We start from the raw sequence: 21002 nt of genomic DNA, 5'->3' as shown, positions 1-21002 counted from the left end.
ATGTTTGTTTTGCCCGGGCAGCAAGGCGCTGCAGGATGCAGGCGGTGTATTTTATATGCCAGAACCTGAATAGACTGTCTGGTGCCGGCGAAGTTCAGTATGGGAAATAAAAAAGCATTACTGTATAAACAGTAATGCTTTCGTTTGAAACCTTACTTCAGCAGTCTGCTGTGGCAATCAGGCCGCAGTAGCCTCAGCTTCACTCGTGCCTGTTGCTCCGGTCGATTCTTTCTTGCAATGCGGGCAAGATTTGCCAGAGATATACCAGGGAGACAATTGCTCGCGTGGCGTGACGACAGCGCGGCAGGCAAAACATTGTTTGGTGTCTGTTGCTTCCAGTTGTGGGTTTAGTGCTGTGCGGTAGTCAAACACAAAGCAATCGCCATGGTAGTGATCGCCACCAACTTCTTCAAAATACTTGAGGATGCCGCCTTCGAGCTGATAGACGCTGTCAAAGCCTACATTCTGCATATGGATGGCGGCTTTTTCGCAGCGTATACCACCGGTGCAGAAAGTAACCACGGTCTTGTCGTTCAGGGCATCGCGGTTGGCTTCGATAACAGCCGGGAATTCTGTAAATTTGGCAATGCGGTAATCGATGGTATTGTCAAAACTGCCAACATCGACTTCAAAATCATTGCGGGTATCCACCATGACCACAGGCTTGCCATTGTCATCATGGCCCTGGTCCAGCCAGCGCTTCAGCGTATGCGCATCCACCGCAGGGGCGCGGCCTTCTTCAGGCTTGATCAGCGGCATGCGCATGGTGATGATTTCTGCTTTCAGCTTGACCAGTATCTTGGTGAACGGCTGGTGGTCAGAAAAACTCTCTTTGGCCACAACGTCTGCAAAACGCGGGTCTTGGTGCAGCCAGTCCATATAGGCATCAATCTCATGGCGCAAACCGGCCAGGAACATGTTGATGCCTTCTGGCGTCAGCAGTACCGTGCCTTTCAAATTCAGTTCCTTGCACTTGTCCAGAAATACCTGGCGTTTTTCAGCAGTGTCATCGAAACTGATGAACTTGTAGGCAGAAATATTGACGTAGGGTTTATCGGGTGTTTGTATTACAGCGGGCATGATGAAATTCAGTAAGTCATTGATTTGGCAGCATTATAAGCGATTTAATCAGGCTTTTGCGACCAACAGCATCTCGATATGCGGAATATCGTCTTCCAGATAGATGTCAGAAACCGTCTCAAAACCAAAGCTGCCATAGAATTTTTCGAGATAGGCCTGGGCACCGATACGGACAGGGGCGGCAGGGTAGAGTGCATGCAAAGCCTTGACGCCGTTTGCAATTAAAGCTTTGCCAACGCCGGTGCCACGCCAGTCTTTGGTGCTGATGACGCGGCCAAGAGATGCTTCTGTAAAGCTGACGCCAGCAGGGACAATACGCAGGTAAGCCGCCACTTCGCCTTCTGGCGTCCACGCAGTCAGATGATGTGAAACTGGGTCTTTGCCATCCACATCCTGATACACGCAATTTTGTTCAATGATAAACACGGCAGCCCGCGCCTGGTAAATAGCATGTAACTGCATATTGCTTAATTCGGCAAAGCTTGTACATTGCCATTGCAAATCGTTTAAGTTTTTAGTTGTACTCATCTGTATTTCGTCAGGTTGTGGTGAATCAGGATAGCTTACATCTGTCTGAACAGATGTGCATAGACTCTACTGACTTGTAGCTTGTCTTCACTACCTTTGAGTTTAAGACTGATCTTGCCAGTGTCATCCTTGTTGGCGATTTGTATATGCAAGGTATTGACCACCGTGCTGCGGTGGATTTGCCAAAAGATGCTGCTGTCGAGTTGTGGCAATAATTCACGCAGGCTGCTGCGTATCAGAGATGAGTGTTCTCGGGTGACTACATTGATGTATTTGTCGGTCGCTTCAAAATACAGAACATCATCGACATTGATCATGCGTATCTGGTTGCCAACGGCGGCACGGATAATACGCAGGCGTTCTGGTGCTGCCTGGTTGCTGCTGCCATTAGCGCCTGGTAAAACCTGGCCAGGCACGAGGTGACGTAATTGCTCGAGCACGCGATCGAGTTCATTTGGCCTTTGTACGCCATCTGCCAGGCGGGCCTGTAGTCTTTGCACAGTCTTGCTCAGACGTTCTTCACTGGCTGGCTTCAAGACATAATCAGATGCCGAATGCTCAAAGGCTTCTATGGCATATTCATCATAGGCTGTGACGTAGACGATAAGAGGGAAGGCCTTGTCGTCCGGCCATTCTTCGGCCAGTTCTTGTGCGACATCCAACCCAGTCTTGCCTGGCATTTTAATGTCGAGAAAGAGGATGTCTGGTAGCTTGTCCAGTGCTTCTTGTACTGCTTGTACGCCGTTCTCAACCACGGCGCAGAGTTGCAGCTCTGGCCAGAGTTTTTCCAGCATTTTTTGCAGGGTCAGTGCGAGTATGGGTTCATCTTCTGCAATCAGGGCACGTTTGGCTGTCATGGTCATATGGATTTAGTTGATAGGAATGCTGAGGTGGGCAATCGCACCTTCAGGTTGATTGGCTTGCAGGCTCAGGCTGGCTTGCGGGCCATACAAGGCTAGCAGGCGCTCACGGATATTGGCATTGCCTATATTATTCGCTGCGCTGCTGATATTTTTGCTGTCATCATAATTAAAGGGCAGGCCTAGGCCGGTGTCGATGACTTTCAGGTGCAAAATACCATCCTGTTTTTCTGCGACGACATGAATGCTGCCGCCTTCCATCTTGGGTTCTAGCCCGTGCTTGACGGCGTTCTCCACCAGCGGTTGCAAGAGCATGGGGGCGATAGGCGTTTGCTGCAGATCGTCGGGCAAATCCAGAGTATATTGGAGGCGCTTGCCCATGCGTATTGCCAGCAATTCCAGATAGGCTTGCATGAGAGTGAATTCCTGTTTCAGCGTGGTTTGTTCTGCGCGGGAAGAGCTTAAGGTATTGCGCAGGTAGACGATCAGTTGCGCGAGCATGTGCTGTGCCCGGGGCGGGTCTATCGCAATCAGACCTTGCAGATTGGCCAGGGTATTGAACAGCATATGCGGTTCTATTTGTGCCTGCAACATTTGCAATTGCGCTTGCATGGCCTGTTTTTCTATCGCGGCATTCTTGGCTTTTTCTGCTTCGGCAGCGGCCTGCAATTCTGAAATTCTGGCCCTGCTCCAGAAGGACCAGGCAGCAATAAGGCTGACTATGCAAGTCATGGCAATAGAGCTGACCAGATATGGCGACTTAATTGTGTTCACATCCGGAACAGGGTAGTTGAATACCAAGGCGGCGATGGACATGCCTACCATCAAAGCCAGCGGTGCCACCACGATGCACATGAGGTAAAAGCCTATGGTGTTTGGTATTCCGGCGCCCCAGAACAGACGCTTGAATATCTTGATCAGCAAATAGGCTGAAAAGCCTATGAACATGGAAAACACGATATGCTCAAACAGATTCCCGCGGGCATGCAGGATATAGTGGACACCAAAGCCGCAGGCCAGGTTGATTGCTAACAAGCGCGGCATATCACCGATAACACCTACCAGGCTCTGGTAATGTTCAGGCTTTAATTTGGACTGTAGTTTTGACTGTAAATGAGTCTGGATTTGGTGCAAAAATTTGTTGTTCATTTCATCATTGGCCGGGTATCTTCGTGCGCTCAGCTTAACCTGCTTGCTGACCCTGCAATAGGCAAACACGATAAAGGCAGTGTTTTTTGTCGTAAAGACCGACAAATCTGGCGTGAGCAAGCCACGCCAGAGGATGTGATTAGAGTTTCTTATATGATATTTTTAGCCTTCAAGGCCTGCAGTTGTTGCTGGTCGTAACCCAGCGTGGCAGCCAGCACGCTCTCGGTATGTTGCCCCAGTAAAGGCGGGGCTGAAGGATAGATAACGGGGGTGGCCGACAATTTCATCGGGCTGGCCACTAGTTTCACCTGGCCAGCAGTAGGGTGGGGCAGGTTGATCTGCATTTTGCGCGCCAACACTTGCGGGTCTTTAAATACTTCATCGAGGGTATTGATGGGGCCGCAAGGTACGCCGGCCTCTTCCAGCAGGCTGATCCATTCCTGCTTGGTCTTGAGCCTGACCATGTTTGCCAGTATGGGCACCAGCACATCCCTGTGTTCAACCCGTTTTGGGTTGGTGCTGAAGCGCGGGTCCTCTGCAAGTTCGGGCAAGTCGCCTATTTGTACAAACTTTTTATACTGACCATCATTGCCCGCCGCCACGATGATATGCCCATCTGACGTCGCAAAGGTTTGGTAGGGCACGATATTCGGATGCGCATTGCCCCAGCGTTTTGGGGCATTGCCACTGGCCAGGTAATTCATGTTCATATTAGCCAGCATGGCGACTTGCACATCCAGCAAGGCCATGTCGATGTACTGGCCCTCGCCGGTCCTGTCCCTGTGCGTCAGTGCAGCCATGACGGCGATGGTGGAGTACATACCCGTCATCAGGTCTGCGATGGCCACGCCGGCCTTTTGAGGGCCGCCGCCTGGCAAGTCATCACGCTCACCCGTCAGCGACATGAAACCGCCCATGCCTTGCACGATAAAGTCATATCCGGCACGGTGGGCATAAGGGCCGTCCTGGCCAAAACCGGTGATCGAGCAATACACAAGATCAGGCTTGATCAATTTCAAGGATTCATAATCAAGACCATATTTTTTTAGCTGGCCAAGCTTGTAGTTTTCCAGCACCACATCAGATTTTGCTGCCAGCTCACGGATGATTTGCTGCCCCTCAGGGGTGGCAATATCCACCGTGATGGCTTGCTTGCCACGGTTCGCGGCCAGGTAATAAGCTGCCTCTGTCGTGTTATTACCTTCTGCATCACGCAAATAAGGTGGCCCCCAGCTACGTGTATCGTCGCCACTGCCTGGTCTTTCAACCTTGATGACTTCTGCCCCCAGATCTGCCAGGTTTTGTGCACACCATGGGCCCGCCAGCACCCGTGTCAAGTCCAGCACTCGGATATGGCCCAAGGCAGTTTTTTGTAGCGACGTTGTCGACATCTTCGATTATCCTATTAACATTATTTGTTACTTGTAAGGAGCGCATATGTGGCCCTATCCTAAAGTCATCGCCCACCGTGGCGGTGGAACTCTGGCACCAGAAAATACCCTGGCAGCGATGCGTTGCGGATGGGAACACGGTTTTGCCGCCGTGGAATTTGATGTCATGTTATCAAAGGATGGCGTTCCTGTGCTCATGCATGATCCTGAATTTGGCAGAACAGTGGCGGGCAGTGGCCGCGTGGCTGATACTTTGGCTGTAGATTTACAGAAGATGGATGCTGGCAAATGGTTTGCTGACAGCTTCAAGGGCGAGCCAGTCACCCTTTATTCAGACGTCGTACACTTTTGCCGCCAGCATGGTATTTGGATGAATGTGGAAATCAAACCTTCTCCCGGCGCGGAAGAAGAAACCGGGCGGGTAGTGGCAGAGCAAACGCAGACCCTGTTTGCTGACGTTGCCGTGCTTGATGCCCTGCGCCTGCCGCTGTTTTCTTCCTTTTCATTTACTGCCCTGATGGCAGCCAAGCATGCTGCGCCCACCATCCCACGCGGTTTTTTGATCGATAAAATTACGTCTGACTGGAAAGCGTGCCTGCAGGAACTGGCAGCCAGGGCCTTGCATACCAATCACAAATACCTGACGCCAGAGCAGGTGAGGGAAGTCAAGGATGCAGGCTATGGCGTGTTTTGCTACACCGTCAATACACCGGAGCGGGCAGCAGAAATCCTGCATTGGGGTGTCGATGCATTTTGCACTGACAGGATAGATCTGATAACCGCTGATTTCTAAAATTGCTGTGGCTACACGGCTTTACAAGTACTTACACCGATTACACCTTCCCTGTCATCAGAATAAATACAGCTTTCGTTAAGAGCTTATGGGCAGTTCGCTTATAGAAAAACACTCCCTGCTAAGGAAAAACCATGAAATCCATTAAATTTGCTGCTGCTGTTGTCGCTACTCTCATCGCTGGTTCGGTTTTCGCACAAACCAATACCCCAAATATTGATAAGCGTCAGGAAGTGCAGCAAAAGCGTATTGCCAAAGGCATGGAAAGCGGCGCGTTGACCGCAAAAGAATCCGCCAACCTGGAAAAACGCGAAACCAAGATAGAAGCCGACAAGCAGGCAGCCAAGGCAGATGGTGTCGTCACCAAGACTGAACGTGCCAAACTGGAACATGAAGAAAACCGCGCCAGCAAGAAGATTCGTAATAAAAAGCATAATGCGGACGTTGCCAAGTAATACTTTATTCATGAAAACTAAAGTCGCCAGTTAACGCTGCCGGCTTTGGTTTTGCAAAAAGATAAGAATATTTATGTATTCCTGTGTTCACCATCCAGGCTGATGACGATAAAACAACGAAAGCTTTTCAGAGCTGTCCTTAGATTTTCTCTCGTTTTTCTCTGTGTCTCCGTGCCTCTGTGTTGAGAGGTCTTCCGTTTTTAAACAGGTTTTTCAATCAACTTGCTGGTCAGCTACCAGCCACCATAGATAATGTGCTGAATTTATACCGTATAATCGGCGGCTACAACCATTATTACACCCATTTTTCAGCTTAGAACCATCATTTATGAACTCGTCAGAAATCCGCGATAAATTCCTTAGCTTTTTCGAATCCAAGGGCCATACCCGTGTGCGCTCCTCCAGCCTGATACCCGGCAATGACCCGACCTTGCTGTTCACCAACTCCGGTATGGTGCAGTTCAAGGATGTGTTCCTCGGCCAGGACAAGCGTGCCTATACCCGCGCCACGACAGCGCAACGTAGCGTTCGTGCCGGTGGCAAGCATAATGATCTGGAAAATGTAGGCTACACAGCGCGTCACCATACTTTCTTTGAAATGCTGGGCAATTTCTCTTTCGGCGATTATTTCAAGAAAGATGCGATTCACTACGCCTGGGAATTGCTGACGACAGTCTATGGCTTGCCAAAAGACAAGCTGACCGTCACCGTCTATCAGGAAGATGACGAAGCTTACGATATCTGGAAAAACGAAATTGGCGTACCGGTAGAACGCATCATCCGCATCGGCGACAACAAGGGGGCACGTTATGCATCCGACAATTTCTGGCAAATGGCTGACACTGGCCCTTGCGGCCCTTGTACCGAGATTTTCTATGACCACGGTCCGGAAATCTGGGGGGGGCCTCCAGGTTCGCCAGATGAAGACGGCGACCGGTTCATTGAAATCTGGAACCTCGTATTCATGCAGTTCAATAAAGATGAAGCGGGCGTCCTGAACCCTTTGCCTAAACCATGTGTGGATACCGGCATGGGCCTGGAACGTTTGTCTGCAGTCTTGCAGCATGTGCATTCCAATTATGAAATCGATACTTTCCAAAACCTGATCAAGGCAGCAGCGCGTGAAACCGGCTGTACGGATCTGGAAAACAATTCACTGCGCGTGATTGCTGATCATATCCGCTGTGCAGGCTTTTTGATCGTCGATGGCATCATCCCTGGTAATGAAGGCCGTGGCTATGTGCTGCGCCGTATTACCCGTCGTGCCTTGCGTCATGGTCACAAACTGGGCCAGAGCCAGCCTTTCTTTTACAAGCTGGTGCCTGATCTGGTCAAGGAAATGGGTGTTGCATATCCTGAACTGGCTGAGGCGGCTGAGCGTGTTGCACAAGTATTGAAGCAGGAAGAGTTGCGCTTTGGCGAAACTCTGGGTAATGGCATGAAGATTCTGGAAGCAGCACTTGCCAAAGACAGTAAAAACCTGGACGGCAAAACAGCGTTTACCTTGCATGACACCTATGGCTTTCCACTTGATCTGACCGCAGATATTTGCCGCGAGCGCAATGTTGTACTGGATGAAGCAGGTTTCCATGAGGCGATGCGCAAGCAAAAAGAAAGCGGCAAAGAAAATAGCGAATTCACTATGGCTGCCGCTATTGAGTACAGTGGCGAAAAGACAAAATTCGTTGGTTACGATCAATTGCAACATGAAGCCAAAGTGATAGCTCTGTATGTTGATGGTACTGCTGTCAATGAAATCAAGGCAGGCCAAAAGGCAATCGTCGTTCTTGATACCACGCCTTTCTATGCAGAATCAGGTGGCCAGGCAGGCGACTCTGGTGTGCTGGTGGGCGTGGATGGTGCCGTGTTTGAAGTGAATGACACAAGAAAAATCCAGGCAGATGTATTCGGCCATCACGGCGTGTTGAAATCTGGCAGCCTGGCTATTGCACAGAATCTCAAGGCAGAAGTGAACCAGGAAATCCGCGCACAAACCATGCGCAATCACTCTGCCACGCATTTGATGCACAAGGCCTTGCGTGAAGTACTGGGCAGCCATGTTGCACAAAAAGGCTCTCTGGTGGATGTGGAAAAAACCCGCTTCGACTTTAGCCACAATGGCCCTATGACTGTGGATGAAATTCGTCAGGTAGAAACCATCGTCAACCGTGAAATTCTGGCGAACGTGGCAACCCAGGCGCAAGTGATGGGCTATGACGACGCGGTCAAGCATGGTGCGATGGCACTGTTTGGCGAAAAATATGGCGATGAAGTACGCGTACTTGACATCGGTACTTCGCGTGAGCTCTGCGGTGGTACTCACGTATCCCGCACTGGTGATATCGGCCTGTTCAAGATCGTGGCTGAAGGTGGCGTTGCTGCCGGCATCCGTCGTGTTGAGGCGGTGACTGGTGAAGTTGCACTGGCGCTGGTACAAAACCTGAACAGCCGCATCAATGAAGCTGCTGCCGCCCTGAAAACCCAGCCAGAAGAACTGACGCTGCGTATCGGGCAAGTGCAGGATCATGTCAAGGCTTTGGAAAAAGAACTGGCGACGCTGAAATCAAAAATGGCTTCCAGCCAGGGTGATGACCTGGTGAACCAGGCAGTCGATGTCAAAGGCATCAAGGTGCTGGCAGCCACGCTACAAGGTGCTGACGTGACAGCCTTGCGTGAAACCATGGACAAGCTCAAAGACAAACTGAAAACAGCAGCGATTGTGTTGGCAGCAGTCAATGATGGCAAGGTTAGCCTGATTGCCGGTGTGACGGCAGACAGCACATCCAGAATCAAGGCCGGTGACCTGGTTAACTTTGTAGCCCAGCAAGTTGGCGGCAAAGGCGGCGGCCGCCCTGATATGGCGCAAGCGGGTGGCACGGATGCGAGCGGTCTGACAAAAGCCTTGGAGGGTGTGACTGAATGGGTAACTTCACGTCTATGATACATATACGCCGTGCTGAAGTTTCAGATGCGGCCCAACTGCAAAGGGTGTTCGCCAGTGGCGGCACTTATGCTGGTACTTTGCAACTGCCGCATCCGACAACCGAGATATGGCAAGAGCGGCTGGAAAAGGCAGACCCCAATGATACCCGCCTGGTTGCCATCTATGATGGTGTGGTGGTGGGTATGGCCAGCCTGCATATGGAGAAAAAGCAAAGACGTAGTCACGTTGCCTCCCTTGGCATGGGCGTGGCTGACTCTTTTTCTGGACGCGGCATAGGCACTGCGCTATTGACCGAGTTACTCAATTTATCGGATAACTGGCTCAATCTCCTGCGCCTGGAATTGACTGTGTTTTGTGATAACACGGCTGCCATCCATCTGTATAAAAAATTTGGCTTTGAAAAAGAAGGCACAATGCGCGCCTATGCTTTTCGTAATGGCCAGTATGTCGATAGTTATGGCATGGCACGCCTGCATCCCAAGCAGGCGATGATACCGTTGAGGGAAACCTGAGGTCAGCATGGAATTGAAGTTTTGCCCTGTATGTGCAACATCACTGATAGAGCGCCCCGATGAACAGGAAGCAGGCAAGCTCAGGCTGGCCTGCCCTGAGGGTCACTGGACCCACTGGGACAATCCGCTACCGGTGCTGGCGGCTCTGGTTGAGTTTGAAGACAAGATACTGTTGGCGCGCAATGCTGCCTGGCCAGAAAACACCTTCGCCCTGATCACCGGTTTTATGGAGCGCGGTGAAACACCAGAGCAGGGCGTGGCACGCGAGCTCAAAGAGGAAACCAATCTTGATGCCGATGAAATTACCTTAATAGGTGTCTATGAATTCATCCGCAAAAATGAACTCATCATTGCTTATCACGTCAAGGCGTCCGGCACGGTCAGCCTGTCACCAGAATTGCTGGAATACCGTCTCATAGAACCCGAAAAACTCAGGCCCTGGAATGCTGGTACCGGCCATGCCATGGCCGACTGGATGCGCACTCGTGGACTGGAACCTGTTTACCGGGAATGGGAAAGCAAATAGCTTGAGTCTTTTGCAATGCAAAACGACGACGCCCCAGAAATGCTTGGAAGAGCACAGTTTCATACGTAATTGCTAATAAAAAACCAGTTTAACAATTGTTTTGGTGAAATACATCCAATAAGTAAGCCAGCAGTAAGTTTACTGTCTAAGATGAGAGTGTGGGCTTTAAACGAAGATTTTTAGATTTTTGCACCATTTCCGTGCGAAAACTTTTTAAAATATTTGGTCTTTTGTTGTTAGTCTGCTGCGATGCACCATACGAATGAAAATTCCGGTAGAATTGGTGCATCAATTGTCGGGCGAATTAGCTTACTCAATTTGTATTACTGGGAAAATCATGCAATTCAATAAAGAACTGGATGCACGCGGACTGAACTGTCCTCTTCCAATTTTAAAAACCAAAAAGGCGCTGGCCGAAATGCTCACTGGTGAAGTGTTGCATGTGCTGGCGACTGATCCTGGCTCCGTCAGGGACTTCAAGGCTTTTTCCAAACAAACCGGCAATGAACTTTTGTCGCATCAGGAAAACAGCAAAGAGTTTGAGTATTTTATCAAGCGCAAGTAAGTCGATAGTCTGCTCACCCGCCGGCAAAGCAGCACACAAAAAACCCGCAATGATGTTGCGGGTTTTTTCATTTCAGCAACGCATTTGTCTACCTGACTTATCTTCTGTTCACACTGAAACCATATTGGATTAGGCATTCTGCTCTAGTGGTAAAGTGGATTAAAAAGAACGCTCGTGCTAAATTGTGCAAAATCTTGATGTTTTCGTTTTATAATTAATAGAATTTACGTATACGTCAATTTGCGAAGGCGAAAGCGCAGTAATATAAGGAACTTAGCGAAGTACCAAGCCTGCGAAATAGAAGTTTGCGAGGCGGCTCTTCATGTATAAGTTTTGTGCGCGTCTGCTCTTGCAAGTAAAACGATGGAACGTCAGGCAGCAAATTTTCAGTATCAAGCTTTAACATTCGTATCAAGTTTCGTATAAATTCGGTATTAAATTCTGTATTTCCCAATTAGCTCATAAAGGCAGAACTATGAAAGTCCTGGTACCAGTCAAACGCGTCGTCGATTACAACGTCAAAGTACGTGTTAAATCTGATGGCTCTGGCGTTGATATCGCCAACGTTAAAATGTCCATGAATCCATTTGATGAAATCGCTGTTGAAGAAGCGACCCGTTTGAAAGAAGCTGGCGTCGTGACAGAAGTGATCGCTGTTTCCTGCGGCGTGGCGCAATGCCAGGAAACCCTGCGAACTGCAATGGCGATTGGTGCCGACCGCGGCATCCTGGTCGAAAGCGACGCAGAACTGCAACCGCTGGCCGTGGCCAAATTGCTTAAGGCACTGGCTGACAAAGAGCAACCACAACTGATCATCCTCGGTAAACAGGCAATTGATGATGACAGCAACCAGACTGGCCAGATGCTAGCAGCCCTGCTGGGTTGGCCACAAGCGACTTTCGCTTCCAAAGTCACGGTTGCTGATGGTAAAGCCACAGTCACGCGTGAAGTAGACGGCGGCCTGGAAACATTGTCCCTGACACTGCCAGCCATCATCACCACAGACTTGCGTTTGAATGAGCCACGTTATGTGACTTTGCCTAACATCATGAAGGCCAAGAAAAAACCACTGGACAATGTCAAACCGGCAGACTTGGGTGTGGACGTTGCTTCCCGTGTCAAGACTTTGAAAGTGGTAGAGCCACCAAAACGCAGCGCTGGTATCAAAGTGCCTGACGTGGCGACCCTGGTTGCCAAGTTGCGCAATGAAGCCAAAGTAATTGGCTGATTTTCGACCGTTAAGGTAAAGACAGAATTTAAGAATAATTTTTGTTGCCAGGATATGGATCCTGACAACACATCAAGTGGAAGACATCATGACTACACTCGTCATCGCTGAACACGACAACGCTGGCCTCAAGGGCAGCACATTGAATACCATCACTGCTGCTGCGCAATGCGGCGCAGATGTACACGTACTGGTTGCTGGCCACAATGCGGGCGCAGTCGCACAAGCTGCTGCACAAATCGCAGGCGTTGCCAAAGTATTGCATGCAGATGCAGCACATTTTGCTGATGGCCTCGCAGAAAACATTGCCGAGCAAGTATTGGCAATCGCTTCTGGCTACAGCCACATCCTGGCACCGGCAACTGCCTACGGCAAAAACATTTTGCCACGCGTAGCTGCCAAGCTCGACGTATCGCAAATCTCTGAAATCACCAAGGTAGACAGCCCCGACACTTTCGAGCGTCCTATCTACGCTGGTAACGCCATCGCGACTGTGCAATCGACTGACGCGATCAAGGTCATCACTGTACGTACTACAGGTTTTGATGCGGCTGCTACTGGTGGTTCTGCTGCTGTTGAAACAATTTCTGCAGTTGCTGATTCTGGCAAATCTGCTTTCGTTTCCCGCGAAGTGGCCAAGTCTGACCGTCCTGAGCTGACAGCGGCCAAAGTCATCGTTTCCGGTGGCCGTGGCATGGGTTCTGGCGACAACTTCAAGATTCTGGAACCACTGGCTGACAAGCTGGGCGCGGCGATGGGTGCCTCCCGTGCTGCGGTTGATGCAGGCTTTGTACCGAATGACTGGCAAGTTGGTCAGACCGGCAAGATCGTTGCACCTCAGTTGTATATCGCTGTCGGCATCTCTGGCGCGATCCAGCATTTGGCAGGTATGAAAGATTCCAAAACTATCGTTGCTATCAACAAAGATCCAGAAGCACCGATCTTCTCGGTAGCTGACTATGGCATCGTTGGCGATCTGTTTGATATCGTTCCGCAACTGGTTGCTGAACTGGGCTAAAAAAAAGAATCCCTGATTTCGCTACTGCGCGACGCTATTTGGGGCCTGCGATGCTCGCCGTACAGTCGTACGACTGCGCTTCCGAGTTTTCAATGAGCCAAACTAACGTCGCTCGCTACGCTTACTCAAGGATTCCTTGATCTACGTAATTTTTTTGGTCACCCTGGTGACCTGATTGGGGCAGGTAAGCGGTTTATCGCATCATTTCTAGCGATCTTCCTGACCTGCCCCTTTTTCTTTTTTTGGGATACAAAAATGAGCTATGTTGCCCCCGTCAAAGACATGCTGTTCATCATCAATGAGCTGGCTGGTCTTGCTGAAGTCAGTGCATTGCCCGGTTGTGACGATGCGACGGCAGAAACCGTGGAAGCGGTGCTGGAAGAAAACGCCAAATTTGCCGGTGAAGTGGTAGCCCCATTGAACTGGCCAGGCGACCAGGCACCGAGCTACTGGAAAGACGGCGAAGTCTTTACCACCAAGGGTTTCAAGGAGGCCTTCAAGATGTTTGGCGAGGCAGGCTGGCAGGGTGTGCAGCACCCGCAAGAATTTGGCGGCCAGGGCTTACCCAAGCTGGTGGCGACACCTTGCATAGAAATGTTGAATGCGGCCAGCATCTCGTTTGCGCTTTGCCCATTGCTGACAGATGGCGCGATTGAAGCCCTGCTGACTGCAGGCACAGACGAACAAAAAGCCATCTACCTGGAAAACCTGATTTCCGGCAAGTGGACCGGTACGATGAATCTGACCGAGCCACAAGCCGGATCTGACCTGGCGATGGTACGCAGCCGTGCCGTACCCCAAGGTGATGGTACATACAAGGTCTACGGCACCAAGATTTTCATCACCTATGGTGAACACGATATGGCAGAAAATATCGTCCACCTGGTGCTGGCACGTACGCCGGATGCACCAGAAGGCGTCAAAGGTATTTCCCTGTTCATCGTGCCAAAATTCCTGATCAATGCTGATGGCACACTGGGTGCGCGCAATGATGCACACTGTGTATCGATAGAACACAAACTGGGTATCAAGGCCAGCCCGACTGCGGTATTGCAGTTTGGTGACAACGGCGGTGCTTTGGGCACGCTGGTCGGTGAAGAAAATCGTGGTCTCGAATACATGTTTATCATGATGAATGCAGCGCGCTTTGGCGTTGGCATGCAGGGCATAGGCGTGGCAGAACGTGCTTACCAAAAGGCTGTGCAATACGCCAAGGACCGCGTGCAATCGCGTGACCTGGCAGGTTCTGCTGGCCCGGTTGCCATTATCAACCACCCGGATGTGCGGCGCATGCTGATGTCAATGCGCGCCCAGACTGAAGGCGCGCGTGCGCTGGCCTATGTGGCTGCCGGTATCAGCGACTTTGCCCATCATCATGCAGACACCGCAGTGCGCAAGGCCAACCAGGCTAAATATGAATACCTGGTGCCTATCGTCAAAGGCTGGTCGACAGAAATGTCGCTGGATGTCACCTCGACTGGTGTGCAGGTTCATGGCGGCATGGGTTTCATTGAAGAAACCGGCGCGGCACAACACTACCGCGATGCCAAGATTCTCACCATCTACGAAGGCACGACAGCCATCCAGGCGAACGACCTGGTAGGCCGCAAGACTTCACGCGATGGCGGTGCCACTGCCAAAGCATTCATCGCTGATATGCGTGCGACAGAAGCACAACTGGCCGCTATCGGTTCAGTCGATACGCTGGCGATACAGCGTCAACTGGCAGCAGGCACGGCTGCGCTGGAAGACGTGGTTGATTATGTCGTCACCAACTTCAAGCAAGACATCAAGGGTGTATTTGCTGGCAGCGTCCTGTACCTGAAGCTGGCAGGCATCGTTTTTGGTGGCTGGCAAATGGCGCGCGCTGCCATCATCGCCCAGCAAAAACTCGATGCAGGCGAGGGTGATGCCGCTTTCCTGAAAGCCAAAATAGCTACGGCACGCTATTTTGCTGACCATATCCTGTCGGCAGCGCAGGGCTTGCGTTCAGCGATTGTGGATGGCAGTGCCGGTGTCATGGCTTTGTCTGAAGACCAGTTCTGATCATCCTGCTAGTAAATTAACTTGTATGTTGAAAAAAGGCTCATTCGTGTGAATGAGCCTTTTTTATTACGGCCTCCATTCTGATTTCCTTTCCTGCTTTATCTTCCCCTGGTCCTGTGTGCGTTAGCGCATAGAGCACTGTCGCGTTCGCCTTTACTATTAACGGTAAGCATCCTTTGCTTATTGTTAATGCTGCCGCCAAGATCGTGTGGCTGTCCCTGATGAGGAGTATCTTATGCAACAAACAGTCGCTGAGTTTTTGGTCGCTACCTTATATGACATCGGTGTACGTCAGATCTTTGGCGTGGTGGGTGATGCGCTCAATCCATTTACTGATGCTATACGCCGCCACAAAGACATAGAGTGGATAGGTGTAAGGCATGAAGAGGGTGCCGCCCTCGCTGCCGCAGGCCAGGCCAAGCTGACTGGTAAACTGGCCGTCTGTTGTGGCACCACTGGCCCGGGTGCCAATCACCTGATTGCAGGTTTGTACGAGGCGCACAAAGACCATGCGCCGGTATTGGCGATCTCTGGTGGCGTTCCTGCTGCGCAGCGGGGTAATGACTATCTGCAAGAAAATACCCCTGATTTATTGTTCCGCGATGTTGCGGTATATACCCAAACGCTGACCAATGCTGAGCAGGCAGCGCATATATTTCACCAGGCAATTGCGCATGCTTATGGCATGCACGGCGTGGCTCACCTGAATATTCCGCCAGACGTATTTTCTGCAAAAACTGATGCCAAAATGGGTAGCCTGGCCACCTTGCGCGCCTCGCCAGAAATGGCGGCTGATCCTGAAGACGTGGCCGTGGCAGTGCACCTGATCAAGCAATCAAAGAAAATCGCGATTTTTGCCGGCACTGGTTGCCGCTCGGCAGTCACGCAAGTACTGCAACTGGCAGAGCGCTTGCAGGCACCTGTGATGCACACCTTTCGCGGCAAGGACATGGTGGCGCACAATCATCCGCTGTGGATAGGCGGCGTGGGTCTGATCGGCGGCGCACCTGGGGTCGATGCCCTGCAAAATGCAGACATGGTATTGATGCTCGGTTCAGATTATCCCTATACCGAATACCTGCCCAAGAACGGCAAAGTGATACAGATCGATGTGCGCGCTGAGGTATTGGGGCGACGCACTGGTGTGCAATTGGGGATAGTCGGTGCCATCAAGCCGACTATCATGCAGTTTCTTGAACAATTGCCACAGCGCGAAGACCAGGATTTTTTGCAAACTGTGACAGAAGCCCGCAAAAAGTGGGATGAGATGCTGGACAAGAAAGCAGCGCTGGAAGACAGCACTGAGCCTGTCAATCCGCAAGCCCTCGCACGTAGTATCAGCAGGCACGCGAAAGCAGATGCTGCCATCATTATTGATACTGGCGAAGTGACACTATGGTGTGGCAACTGGCTGCAACAGTCCGGTCAGCAAAGGATACTTGCTTCATTTAATAATGCCGCAGTCGGTACTAGCCTTGGACAGGCCAATGGCGTGCAGGCCCTGAATCGTGACAGGCAAGTCATCGTGGCAGTGGGCGATGGTGGCTTTACCATGTTGCTGGGCGAATTCATGACCAGCGTAGAACATCGTCTACCCGTGAAGGTCGTGGTATTCAATAACCAGCAATGGGGCCTGGTACACATTGAAATGGAAGAGGCTGGCTTGCCTGCAGATAAGGGCAGCACGTTTCCGAATATGGATTTTGCTGCCTTTGCCGTCGCTTGCGGTGCATCCGGATTCACGGTGAAAAAATCCAGCGAGCTGGAAAATGGCTTGCGCCAGTTATTGGCAGCCAGTGGTCCAGCGGTTTTGAATGTGTTTATCGATCCTTCAGAGCTGCCATCCATGCCGCATATCCATCTCGACCAGATTTGGCGGTTTGGTCTGGCGCGGGTGAAAGAAGCCTTGCTTGCCTTGCGCGGTGGCTGAGCAGATGAATCACTAAGCCATCAATGTCCAAGCGCAGCAGCAAGACGGTATGGAGCAAATCCTTCAAAAGCATCTTGAACAAGATGACAACAGCGGCAACGCGGACTGGTGTCAGTGCGATTAAACAAACACTGGCAGCAGTCGTACCTAAGACCGTAAAACGCAATCCAGCCAGATTACTTAAAGCAGCCAAATCAGTTGCATCAACAAAATCAAAAAAATCAACGACATCAGTTGCAAGCTCAGTTCGAAGCACAGTTCAAAGTGCCAGTTTGACCTCGGGCATGACAGCTGGAATGGCAGGCTTGCGGCGCTATTACCTGTACCGTCCACCTGGCGTCACGCGCTCTGAACGTCTGCCGCTTGTGGTGATGCTGCATGGCTGCTTGCAAGATGCTGCTGCACTAGCGGCCAGCAGCAAAATGAATCAGCTTGCCGCCCGCAAGCGTTTTCTCGTGCTTTACCCTGAGCAAGAAAAACTCTCGAATGCCCAGGCTTGCTGGAACTGGTACGACACACGTTCTGGCCGGGCACAGCGTGAGGCCATGTCCATTGACGCCGTGATTGATCAGGTATGCCTGTTGCAGCCAGTGGACCAGCACCGGGTTGCGATAGCTGGGCTGTCTGCCGGTGCCAGCATGGCCGCACTGCTGGCGGTGAGCCACCCGAGACGCTTCCGTGCGCTAATCATGCATTCAGGTATCGCAACAGGACTTGCGCACTCTTCAGCAACGGCCATCATGGCAATGCGTGGGAGGCGTTTGACTGCAACGCCTCTGCCTGCCGGCATCAAGCTGCCTGCTTTGCTGGTGATACAGGGTAGTAAAGACCGCATCGTTTTTCCTGTCAATGGCACGCTGGTCGCTCAGCAATGGGCTATGCAGGCCGGTGCGAAAACTGGCAAGCCGCGCACTGTGCAACGTGGTGCGCGTTATCCATCAACGATTACTGATTATCGTAGAGAGGGACAAGTCGTCGTCAGCTTGTGTGAGGTAAATGGACTGGATCATGCCTGGAGCGGCGGTGCCAAGGGGTTTGCTTACAGTGATCCAAGGGGGCCAGATGCAACTGCCATGATCTGGGCTTTTGTTAGCAAGCAGTTTGCTTATTCACCCTGATCAATCGTGATCAATGTAGATCAATCCAATTAAATATCGATCGCTGTTGCGCGAATACATCTCCTGCTTTTATCTGCAAAAAATCCTTGACCAGTGTTAAACAACACACAGACGTAAGCCGCACTGTCGCCTATTCTGAACCTGTTCTCTGGTCATTCTTGATCAACAAAAAAACCTGAGATTTTATTGCATAAATCCTAATCAAATGAAAGAAGATGGATACCTATATGAATAACAATACTACTGAAGCAAACATGTTGGTAGTCACTCAAGAAAATGCATCCCGTACCGGTACTTCCGGTGTGTCCTGGGGGGCGGTGATTGGTGGCGCAGTGGCGGCAGCAGCGCTGTCGCTAATCTTGTTGATGCTGGGTGCCGGCCTTGGCCTGTCCGCAGTGTCGCCGTGGTCTTATAACGCGACGGTGATGGGGATATCCACAATCGCCTGGATAGGCTTCACGCAACTTGCAGCCTCCGGCATTGGTGGTTATATCGCAGGCCGCTTACGCACCAAGTGGAGTAACGTGCATGACAATGAAGTGTACTTCCGTGATACGGCCCATGGCATGCTGGCATGGGCAGTTGCCTCGTTGTTGACGGTGGGCTTGCTCGCCAGTGCAGCGCAAAGCATGCTCAGTGGCGCAGCAGATGCCGCAGGCACTGCAGTGACTGCAACAGCGGCAGTAGTGGGTAATGCCAAAGTCAATCCGGCAGATTATTTTACGGATATGCTTTTGCGTAATGAGCAAACGGCGGCCGCGCCGACCGATGGTGCCAGTGCTGGCGCCGGTAATAGCAACGGAGTGCGAACGGAAGTTGGCCGCATCCTGGCGACGGGTATTGCCAACGGCTCGCTGTCACCAGGTGATCGTGATTACCTGGCCAAACTGGTTGCCAAACGCACCGACATGACACAGGTAGATGCGACAAAACGCGTTGATACTGTATTTAATCAACTGAACCAGTCAGTTACCGACGCAAAAAATACGGCTAAAACCGCCGCTGACCAAGCCCGTAAAGCGGCTGCAAACTCTGCATTGTGGATGTTCGTGGCCTTGCTGCTGGGTGCTTTCGTCGCCAGCCTGGCAGCAACTCTCGGTGGTCGTCAACGTGACGAAGCACATGTGATTGTATAAGGCAGCAAAAATAAATCAGCAAAAACATCTGCTTAAAACTCAGCCTTGCTCCAGAACGGAGCAGGGCAAACAACAAATTATTATTATCTGGAGCCTATCATGCGTTCAATTCTGCTTTTGTTACTCGGCATACCTCTTCCTATCGTTATCCTGATTGCCTTGTTTGTACGTTAAAAAAATGTCTGCAATCAGATTGCAGGCATTGCAATAAAAAATGGCTTATCTTTACGATGAGCCATTTTCCTTGGGCGCTGCATTAGACAATTATCAGCCGTAAGCACCACCGGTATACAACAAATCAAAAGTGCGTGCGATGGCAGCAATCAAGGCAAACGCGCCTACAGCCAATGTCAATACAAGTAGCAATGCCAGTGGCCAGTTGGATTCGCTGGTCTTTCCGGATTTACTATTATGGCGGGCATCCCATTTTTCATCTGGGGTCAGTCCCATCACCAACGCTTCGAGGATGGCGATCAAAAAAGACACTAGCAAAAAGCTGTATTGAACAATATCGGGTTTGCCAAAATAGAAATAGTGGATAAGCATGCTGATCGGCAGCGTGATGAAGTGCAGCCAGCCCCATTTGTCTTTTTTTCCACCCAGGTAAAAGCGGTGCAAGCCTATGGCACCAAAGACGGCTGCCAATAAAGTTGCCAGGGTTTTATTTTTATGTGGTGTTGTATAGCTGCTTGTATCTGTGGATGTCATTGCAAAAACCATCAAAGTAGGAGCTGTGATTGTATGCGATGACGGTATGATGTGTCTCAATAGTCACGCTGATCAATAAAATCACTCTCTGGCAAGGGAAAAAGTGGGATAGTCCTTGCGACTTACTCAATAAGCGGGCTATAATCTACAGCTTTTTCCGCGTTCAGACATTTTTTGGAAATATTATGGTCGTTATTCGTTTAGCTCGTGGTGGCGCAAAAAAGCGCCCTTTTTACAACATCGTTGCAACTGATTCCCGTAATCGTCGCGATGGTCGCTTTATCGAGCGCATCGGTTTCTACAATCCAGTAGCTACTGGCAATGCAGAAACAGTACGCGTTGCAGCTGATCGCCTGGCTTACTGGCAAGGTGTTGGCGCTCAATTGTCTCCAGCAGTTGCTCGCCTGGTAGCTCAGTCCGGTAAAGCAGCAGCTTAATCGCTGCAAGCTGTATCATGACTGCTGCAGTCCATGCTCCTGATGATCTGGTCCTGGTTGGCTATATCTCGGGAGCATTTGGTATTCACGGCTGGGTAAGGATACGTCCTTATTCTGCTGATGCTGACGCATTGATGTCAGTAAAAACCTGGTGGTTGGATAAACCTGAGTTGCGTGATGTTGATCGTCTGGAAGTTAAAATCCAGGGGGAAGATGTAGTTGCGCGACTGGTGGGTGTGCCTGATAGAAATTCGGCAGAAGCACTGAAAGGTGCAACTGTGCAAATTTCTCGCAAGCATTTTCCTGCTTTGGCGTCCGGTGAATTCTATTGGTTAGATCTGATAGGTTTGCAGGTAGATAATCTTCAGGGTGAGAATTTAGGTGTGGTCAGGGATTTGATGGATAACGGTGCGCATCCGATTTTACGGGTGGCGGCAGCGGATGTGCCTGAAAATGAACTGGCGAAGCACGAACGCCTGATCCCTTTTGTAGAAGCTTTCGTCAAGGAAGTCGATCAAAAAGCAGGCAAAATCCAGGTCGACTGGGGTAGTGATTATTAACGTGATGCAATCAGAAGG

General features: G+C 50.8%; 20 protein-coding genes. 14 read left to right on the top strand and 6 right to left on the bottom strand.

The features are described from left to right. Nucleotides 1-177: 177 nt before the first annotated feature. The 5 genes from ACO0LG_RS18685 to ACO0LG_RS18665 all read right to left on the bottom strand — a co-directional run bounded on the left by ACO0LG_RS18685 (nt 178) and on the right by ACO0LG_RS18665 (nt 5008). Nucleotides 178-1080, bottom strand: a complete 903-nt coding sequence (locus ACO0LG_RS18685; protein ID WP_423029063.1) for a sulfurtransferase — start codon at nt 1078-1080, stop codon at nt 178-180. A 48-nt stretch (nt 1081-1128) separates the two neighbouring features. Further along, nucleotides 1129-1608, bottom strand: a complete 480-nt coding sequence (locus tag ACO0LG_RS18680) for a GNAT family N-acetyltransferase (RefSeq protein WP_423029062.1) — start codon at nt 1606-1608, stop codon at nt 1129-1131. A gap of 35 nt (nt 1609-1643) precedes the next feature. Continuing rightward, the gene (locus tag ACO0LG_RS18675) at nt 1644-2465 is read right to left on the bottom strand and encodes a LytR/AlgR family response regulator transcription factor (protein ID WP_423029061.1); all 822 of its coding nucleotides are present in this window, start codon (nt 2463-2465) and stop codon (nt 1644-1646) included. 12 nt (nt 2466-2477) lie between these two features. Beyond that, complete coding sequence (locus tag ACO0LG_RS18670) at nt 2478-3617, bottom strand: sensor histidine kinase (protein ID WP_423029060.1); 1140 nt, start codon at nt 3615-3617, stop codon at nt 2478-2480. Nucleotides 3618-3766: 149 nt separating this feature from the next. Then, nucleotides 3767-5008 (bottom strand): CaiB/BaiF CoA transferase family protein, encoded by a 1242-nt coding sequence (locus ACO0LG_RS18665; protein ID WP_423029059.1) that lies wholly within the window; start codon nt 5006-5008, stop codon nt 3767-3769. A gap of 46 nt (nt 5009-5054) precedes the next feature. Here ACO0LG_RS18665 and ugpQ point away from each other — a divergent pair, with 46 nt between their 5' ends. The 12 genes from ugpQ to ACO0LG_RS18605 all read left to right on the top strand — a co-directional run bounded on the left by ugpQ (nt 5055) and on the right by ACO0LG_RS18605 (nt 19279). Next, entirely contained in the window at nt 5055-5801 is a 747-nt protein-coding gene (ugpQ, locus tag ACO0LG_RS18660) for a glycerophosphodiester phosphodiesterase (RefSeq protein ID WP_423029058.1), read from the top strand. A gap of 134 nt (nt 5802-5935) precedes the next feature. Then, nucleotides 5936-6256 (top strand): hypothetical protein, encoded by a 321-nt coding sequence (locus tag ACO0LG_RS18655; protein ID WP_423029057.1) that lies wholly within the window; start codon nt 5936-5938, stop codon nt 6254-6256. A 328-nt stretch (nt 6257-6584) separates the two neighbouring features. Further along, nucleotides 6585-9197, top strand: a complete 2613-nt coding sequence (gene alaS / locus ACO0LG_RS18650; protein WP_423029056.1) for an alanine--tRNA ligase — start codon at nt 6585-6587, stop codon at nt 9195-9197. After that, nucleotides 9176-9712 (top strand): GNAT family N-acetyltransferase, encoded by a 537-nt coding sequence (locus tag ACO0LG_RS18645; protein ID WP_423029055.1) that lies wholly within the window; start codon nt 9176-9178, stop codon nt 9710-9712. The genes alaS and ACO0LG_RS18645 overlap by 22 nt, the downstream gene beginning before the upstream one ends. A 7-nt stretch (nt 9713-9719) precedes the next feature. Then, the gene (locus tag ACO0LG_RS18640) at nt 9720-10238 is read left to right on the top strand and encodes an NUDIX domain-containing protein (protein ID WP_423029054.1); all 519 of its coding nucleotides are present in this window, start codon (nt 9720-9722) and stop codon (nt 10236-10238) included. Nucleotides 10239-10575: 337 nt separating this feature from the next. After that, nucleotides 10576-10803: a sulfurtransferase TusA family protein gene (locus ACO0LG_RS18635; protein WP_110257077.1), complete on the top strand. Its 228-nt coding sequence runs from the start codon at nt 10576-10578 to the stop codon at nt 10801-10803. Nucleotides 10804-11278: 475 nt separating this feature from the next. Continuing rightward, nucleotides 11279-12031, top strand: a complete 753-nt coding sequence (locus ACO0LG_RS18630) for an electron transfer flavoprotein subunit beta/FixA family protein (protein WP_423029053.1) — start codon at nt 11279-11281, stop codon at nt 12029-12031. Nucleotides 12032-12119: 88 nt separating this feature from the next. Then, entirely contained in the window at nt 12120-13049 is a 930-nt protein-coding gene (locus ACO0LG_RS18625; RefSeq protein WP_423029052.1) for an electron transfer flavoprotein subunit alpha/FixB family protein, read from the top strand. A 255-nt stretch (nt 13050-13304) separates the two neighbouring features. Next, nucleotides 13305-15095 carry an acyl-CoA dehydrogenase gene (locus ACO0LG_RS18620; protein WP_423029051.1) on the top strand — a complete coding sequence of 597 codons (1791 nt, stop codon included), beginning with the start codon at nt 13305-13307 and terminating at the stop codon, nt 15093-15095. A 235-nt stretch (nt 15096-15330) separates the two neighbouring features. Next, a complete protein-coding gene (locus ACO0LG_RS18615) occupies nt 15331-17025 on the top strand; it encodes a thiamine pyrophosphate-binding protein (RefSeq protein WP_423029050.1) in 1695 nt (564 codons plus the stop codon). A gap of 23 nt (nt 17026-17048) precedes the next feature. Beyond that, nucleotides 17049-18143 carry an alpha/beta hydrolase family esterase gene (locus ACO0LG_RS18610; protein WP_423029049.1) on the top strand — a complete coding sequence of 365 codons (1095 nt, stop codon included), beginning with the start codon at nt 17049-17051 and terminating at the stop codon, nt 18141-18143. Nucleotides 18144-18370: 227 nt separating this feature from the next. Continuing rightward, nucleotides 18371-19279 carry a hypothetical protein gene (locus ACO0LG_RS18605; RefSeq protein ID WP_423029048.1) on the top strand — a complete coding sequence of 303 codons (909 nt, stop codon included), beginning with the start codon at nt 18371-18373 and terminating at the stop codon, nt 19277-19279. A 267-nt stretch (nt 19280-19546) separates the two neighbouring features. Here ACO0LG_RS18605 and ACO0LG_RS18600 read toward each other — a convergent pair whose 3' ends face one another. Further along, nucleotides 19547-19987: an NINE protein gene (locus ACO0LG_RS18600; RefSeq protein WP_423029047.1), complete on the bottom strand. Its 441-nt coding sequence runs from the start codon at nt 19985-19987 to the stop codon at nt 19547-19549. Between the two features lie 185 nt (nt 19988-20172). Between ACO0LG_RS18600 and rpsP the strand changes: the two genes are divergently transcribed. Together rpsP and rimM are read left to right on the top strand one after the other, a co-directional pair. Next, nucleotides 20173-20424, top strand: coding sequence for a 30S ribosomal protein S16 (gene rpsP, locus ACO0LG_RS18595; protein WP_110255824.1), 252 nt, complete (start codon nt 20173-20175; stop codon nt 20422-20424). Between the two features lie 17 nt (nt 20425-20441). After that, the gene (rimM, locus tag ACO0LG_RS18590) at nt 20442-20984 is read left to right on the top strand and encodes a ribosome maturation factor RimM (RefSeq protein ID WP_423029046.1); all 543 of its coding nucleotides are present in this window, start codon (nt 20442-20444) and stop codon (nt 20982-20984) included. The last annotated feature ends 18 nt before the right edge of the window (nt 20985-21002 follow it).

The organism is Undibacterium sp. Ji42W (genome assembly GCF_049340405.1).
Lineage (GTDB): Bacteria > Pseudomonadota > Gammaproteobacteria > Burkholderiales > Burkholderiaceae_D > Undibacterium.
This window is presented reverse-complemented; position numbering and strand designations above follow the sequence as displayed.

What these genes read in the sequence shown, in the direction of transcription:
- ACO0LG_RS18640 (WP_423029054.1), top strand. Translation starts at nt 9,720, where the DNA reads ATGGAATTGAAGTTTTGCCCTGTATGTGCAACATCACTGATAGAGCGC.
- ACO0LG_RS18625 (WP_423029052.1), top strand. Translation starts at nt 12,120, where the DNA reads ATGACTACACTCGTCATCGCTGAACACGACAACGCTGGCCTCAAGGGC.
- ACO0LG_RS18655 (WP_423029057.1), top strand. Translation starts at nt 5,936, where the DNA reads ATGAAATCCATTAAATTTGCTGCTGCTGTTGTCGCTACTCTCATCGCT.
- ACO0LG_RS18630 (WP_423029053.1), top strand. Translation starts at nt 11,279, where the DNA reads ATGAAAGTCCTGGTACCAGTCAAACGCGTCGTCGATTACAACGTCAAA.
- ACO0LG_RS18680 (WP_423029062.1), bottom strand. Translation starts at nt 1,608, where the DNA reads ATGAGTACAACTAAAAACTTAAACGATTTGCAATGGCAATGTACAAGC.
- ACO0LG_RS18610 (WP_423029049.1), top strand. Translation starts at nt 17,049, where the DNA reads ATGTCCAAGCGCAGCAGCAAGACGGTATGGAGCAAATCCTTCAAAAGC.
- ACO0LG_RS18605 (WP_423029048.1), top strand. Translation starts at nt 18,371, where the DNA reads ATGAATAACAATACTACTGAAGCAAACATGTTGGTAGTCACTCAAGAA.
- ACO0LG_RS18665 (WP_423029059.1), bottom strand. Translation starts at nt 5,008, where the DNA reads ATGTCGACAACGTCGCTACAAAAAACTGCCTTGGGCCATATCCGAGTG.
- alaS (WP_423029056.1), top strand. Translation starts at nt 6,585, where the DNA reads ATGAACTCGTCAGAAATCCGCGATAAATTCCTTAGCTTTTTCGAATCC.
- ACO0LG_RS18635 (WP_110257077.1), top strand. Translation starts at nt 10,576, where the DNA reads ATGCAATTCAATAAAGAACTGGATGCACGCGGACTGAACTGTCCTCTT.
- rimM (WP_423029046.1), top strand. Translation starts at nt 20,442, where the DNA reads ATGACTGCTGCAGTCCATGCTCCTGATGATCTGGTCCTGGTTGGCTAT.
- ACO0LG_RS18675 (WP_423029061.1), bottom strand. Translation starts at nt 2,465, where the DNA reads ATGACAGCCAAACGTGCCCTGATTGCAGAAGATGAACCCATACTCGCA.
- ACO0LG_RS18620 (WP_423029051.1), top strand. Translation starts at nt 13,305, where the DNA reads ATGAGCTATGTTGCCCCCGTCAAAGACATGCTGTTCATCATCAATGAG.
- ACO0LG_RS18645 (WP_423029055.1), top strand. Translation starts at nt 9,176, where the DNA reads ATGGGTAACTTCACGTCTATGATACATATACGCCGTGCTGAAGTTTCA.
- ugpQ (WP_423029058.1), top strand. Translation starts at nt 5,055, where the DNA reads ATGTGGCCCTATCCTAAAGTCATCGCCCACCGTGGCGGTGGAACTCTG.
- ACO0LG_RS18670 (WP_423029060.1), bottom strand. Translation starts at nt 3,617, where the DNA reads ATGAACAACAAATTTTTGCACCAAATCCAGACTCATTTACAGTCAAAA.
- ACO0LG_RS18685 (WP_423029063.1), bottom strand. Translation starts at nt 1,080, where the DNA reads ATGCCCGCTGTAATACAAACACCCGATAAACCCTACGTCAATATTTCT.
- rpsP (WP_110255824.1), top strand. Translation starts at nt 20,173, where the DNA reads ATGGTCGTTATTCGTTTAGCTCGTGGTGGCGCAAAAAAGCGCCCTTTT.
- ACO0LG_RS18600 (WP_423029047.1), bottom strand. Translation starts at nt 19,987, where the DNA reads ATGACATCCACAGATACAAGCAGCTATACAACACCACATAAAAATAAA.
- ACO0LG_RS18615 (WP_423029050.1), top strand. Translation starts at nt 15,331, where the DNA reads ATGCAACAAACAGTCGCTGAGTTTTTGGTCGCTACCTTATATGACATC.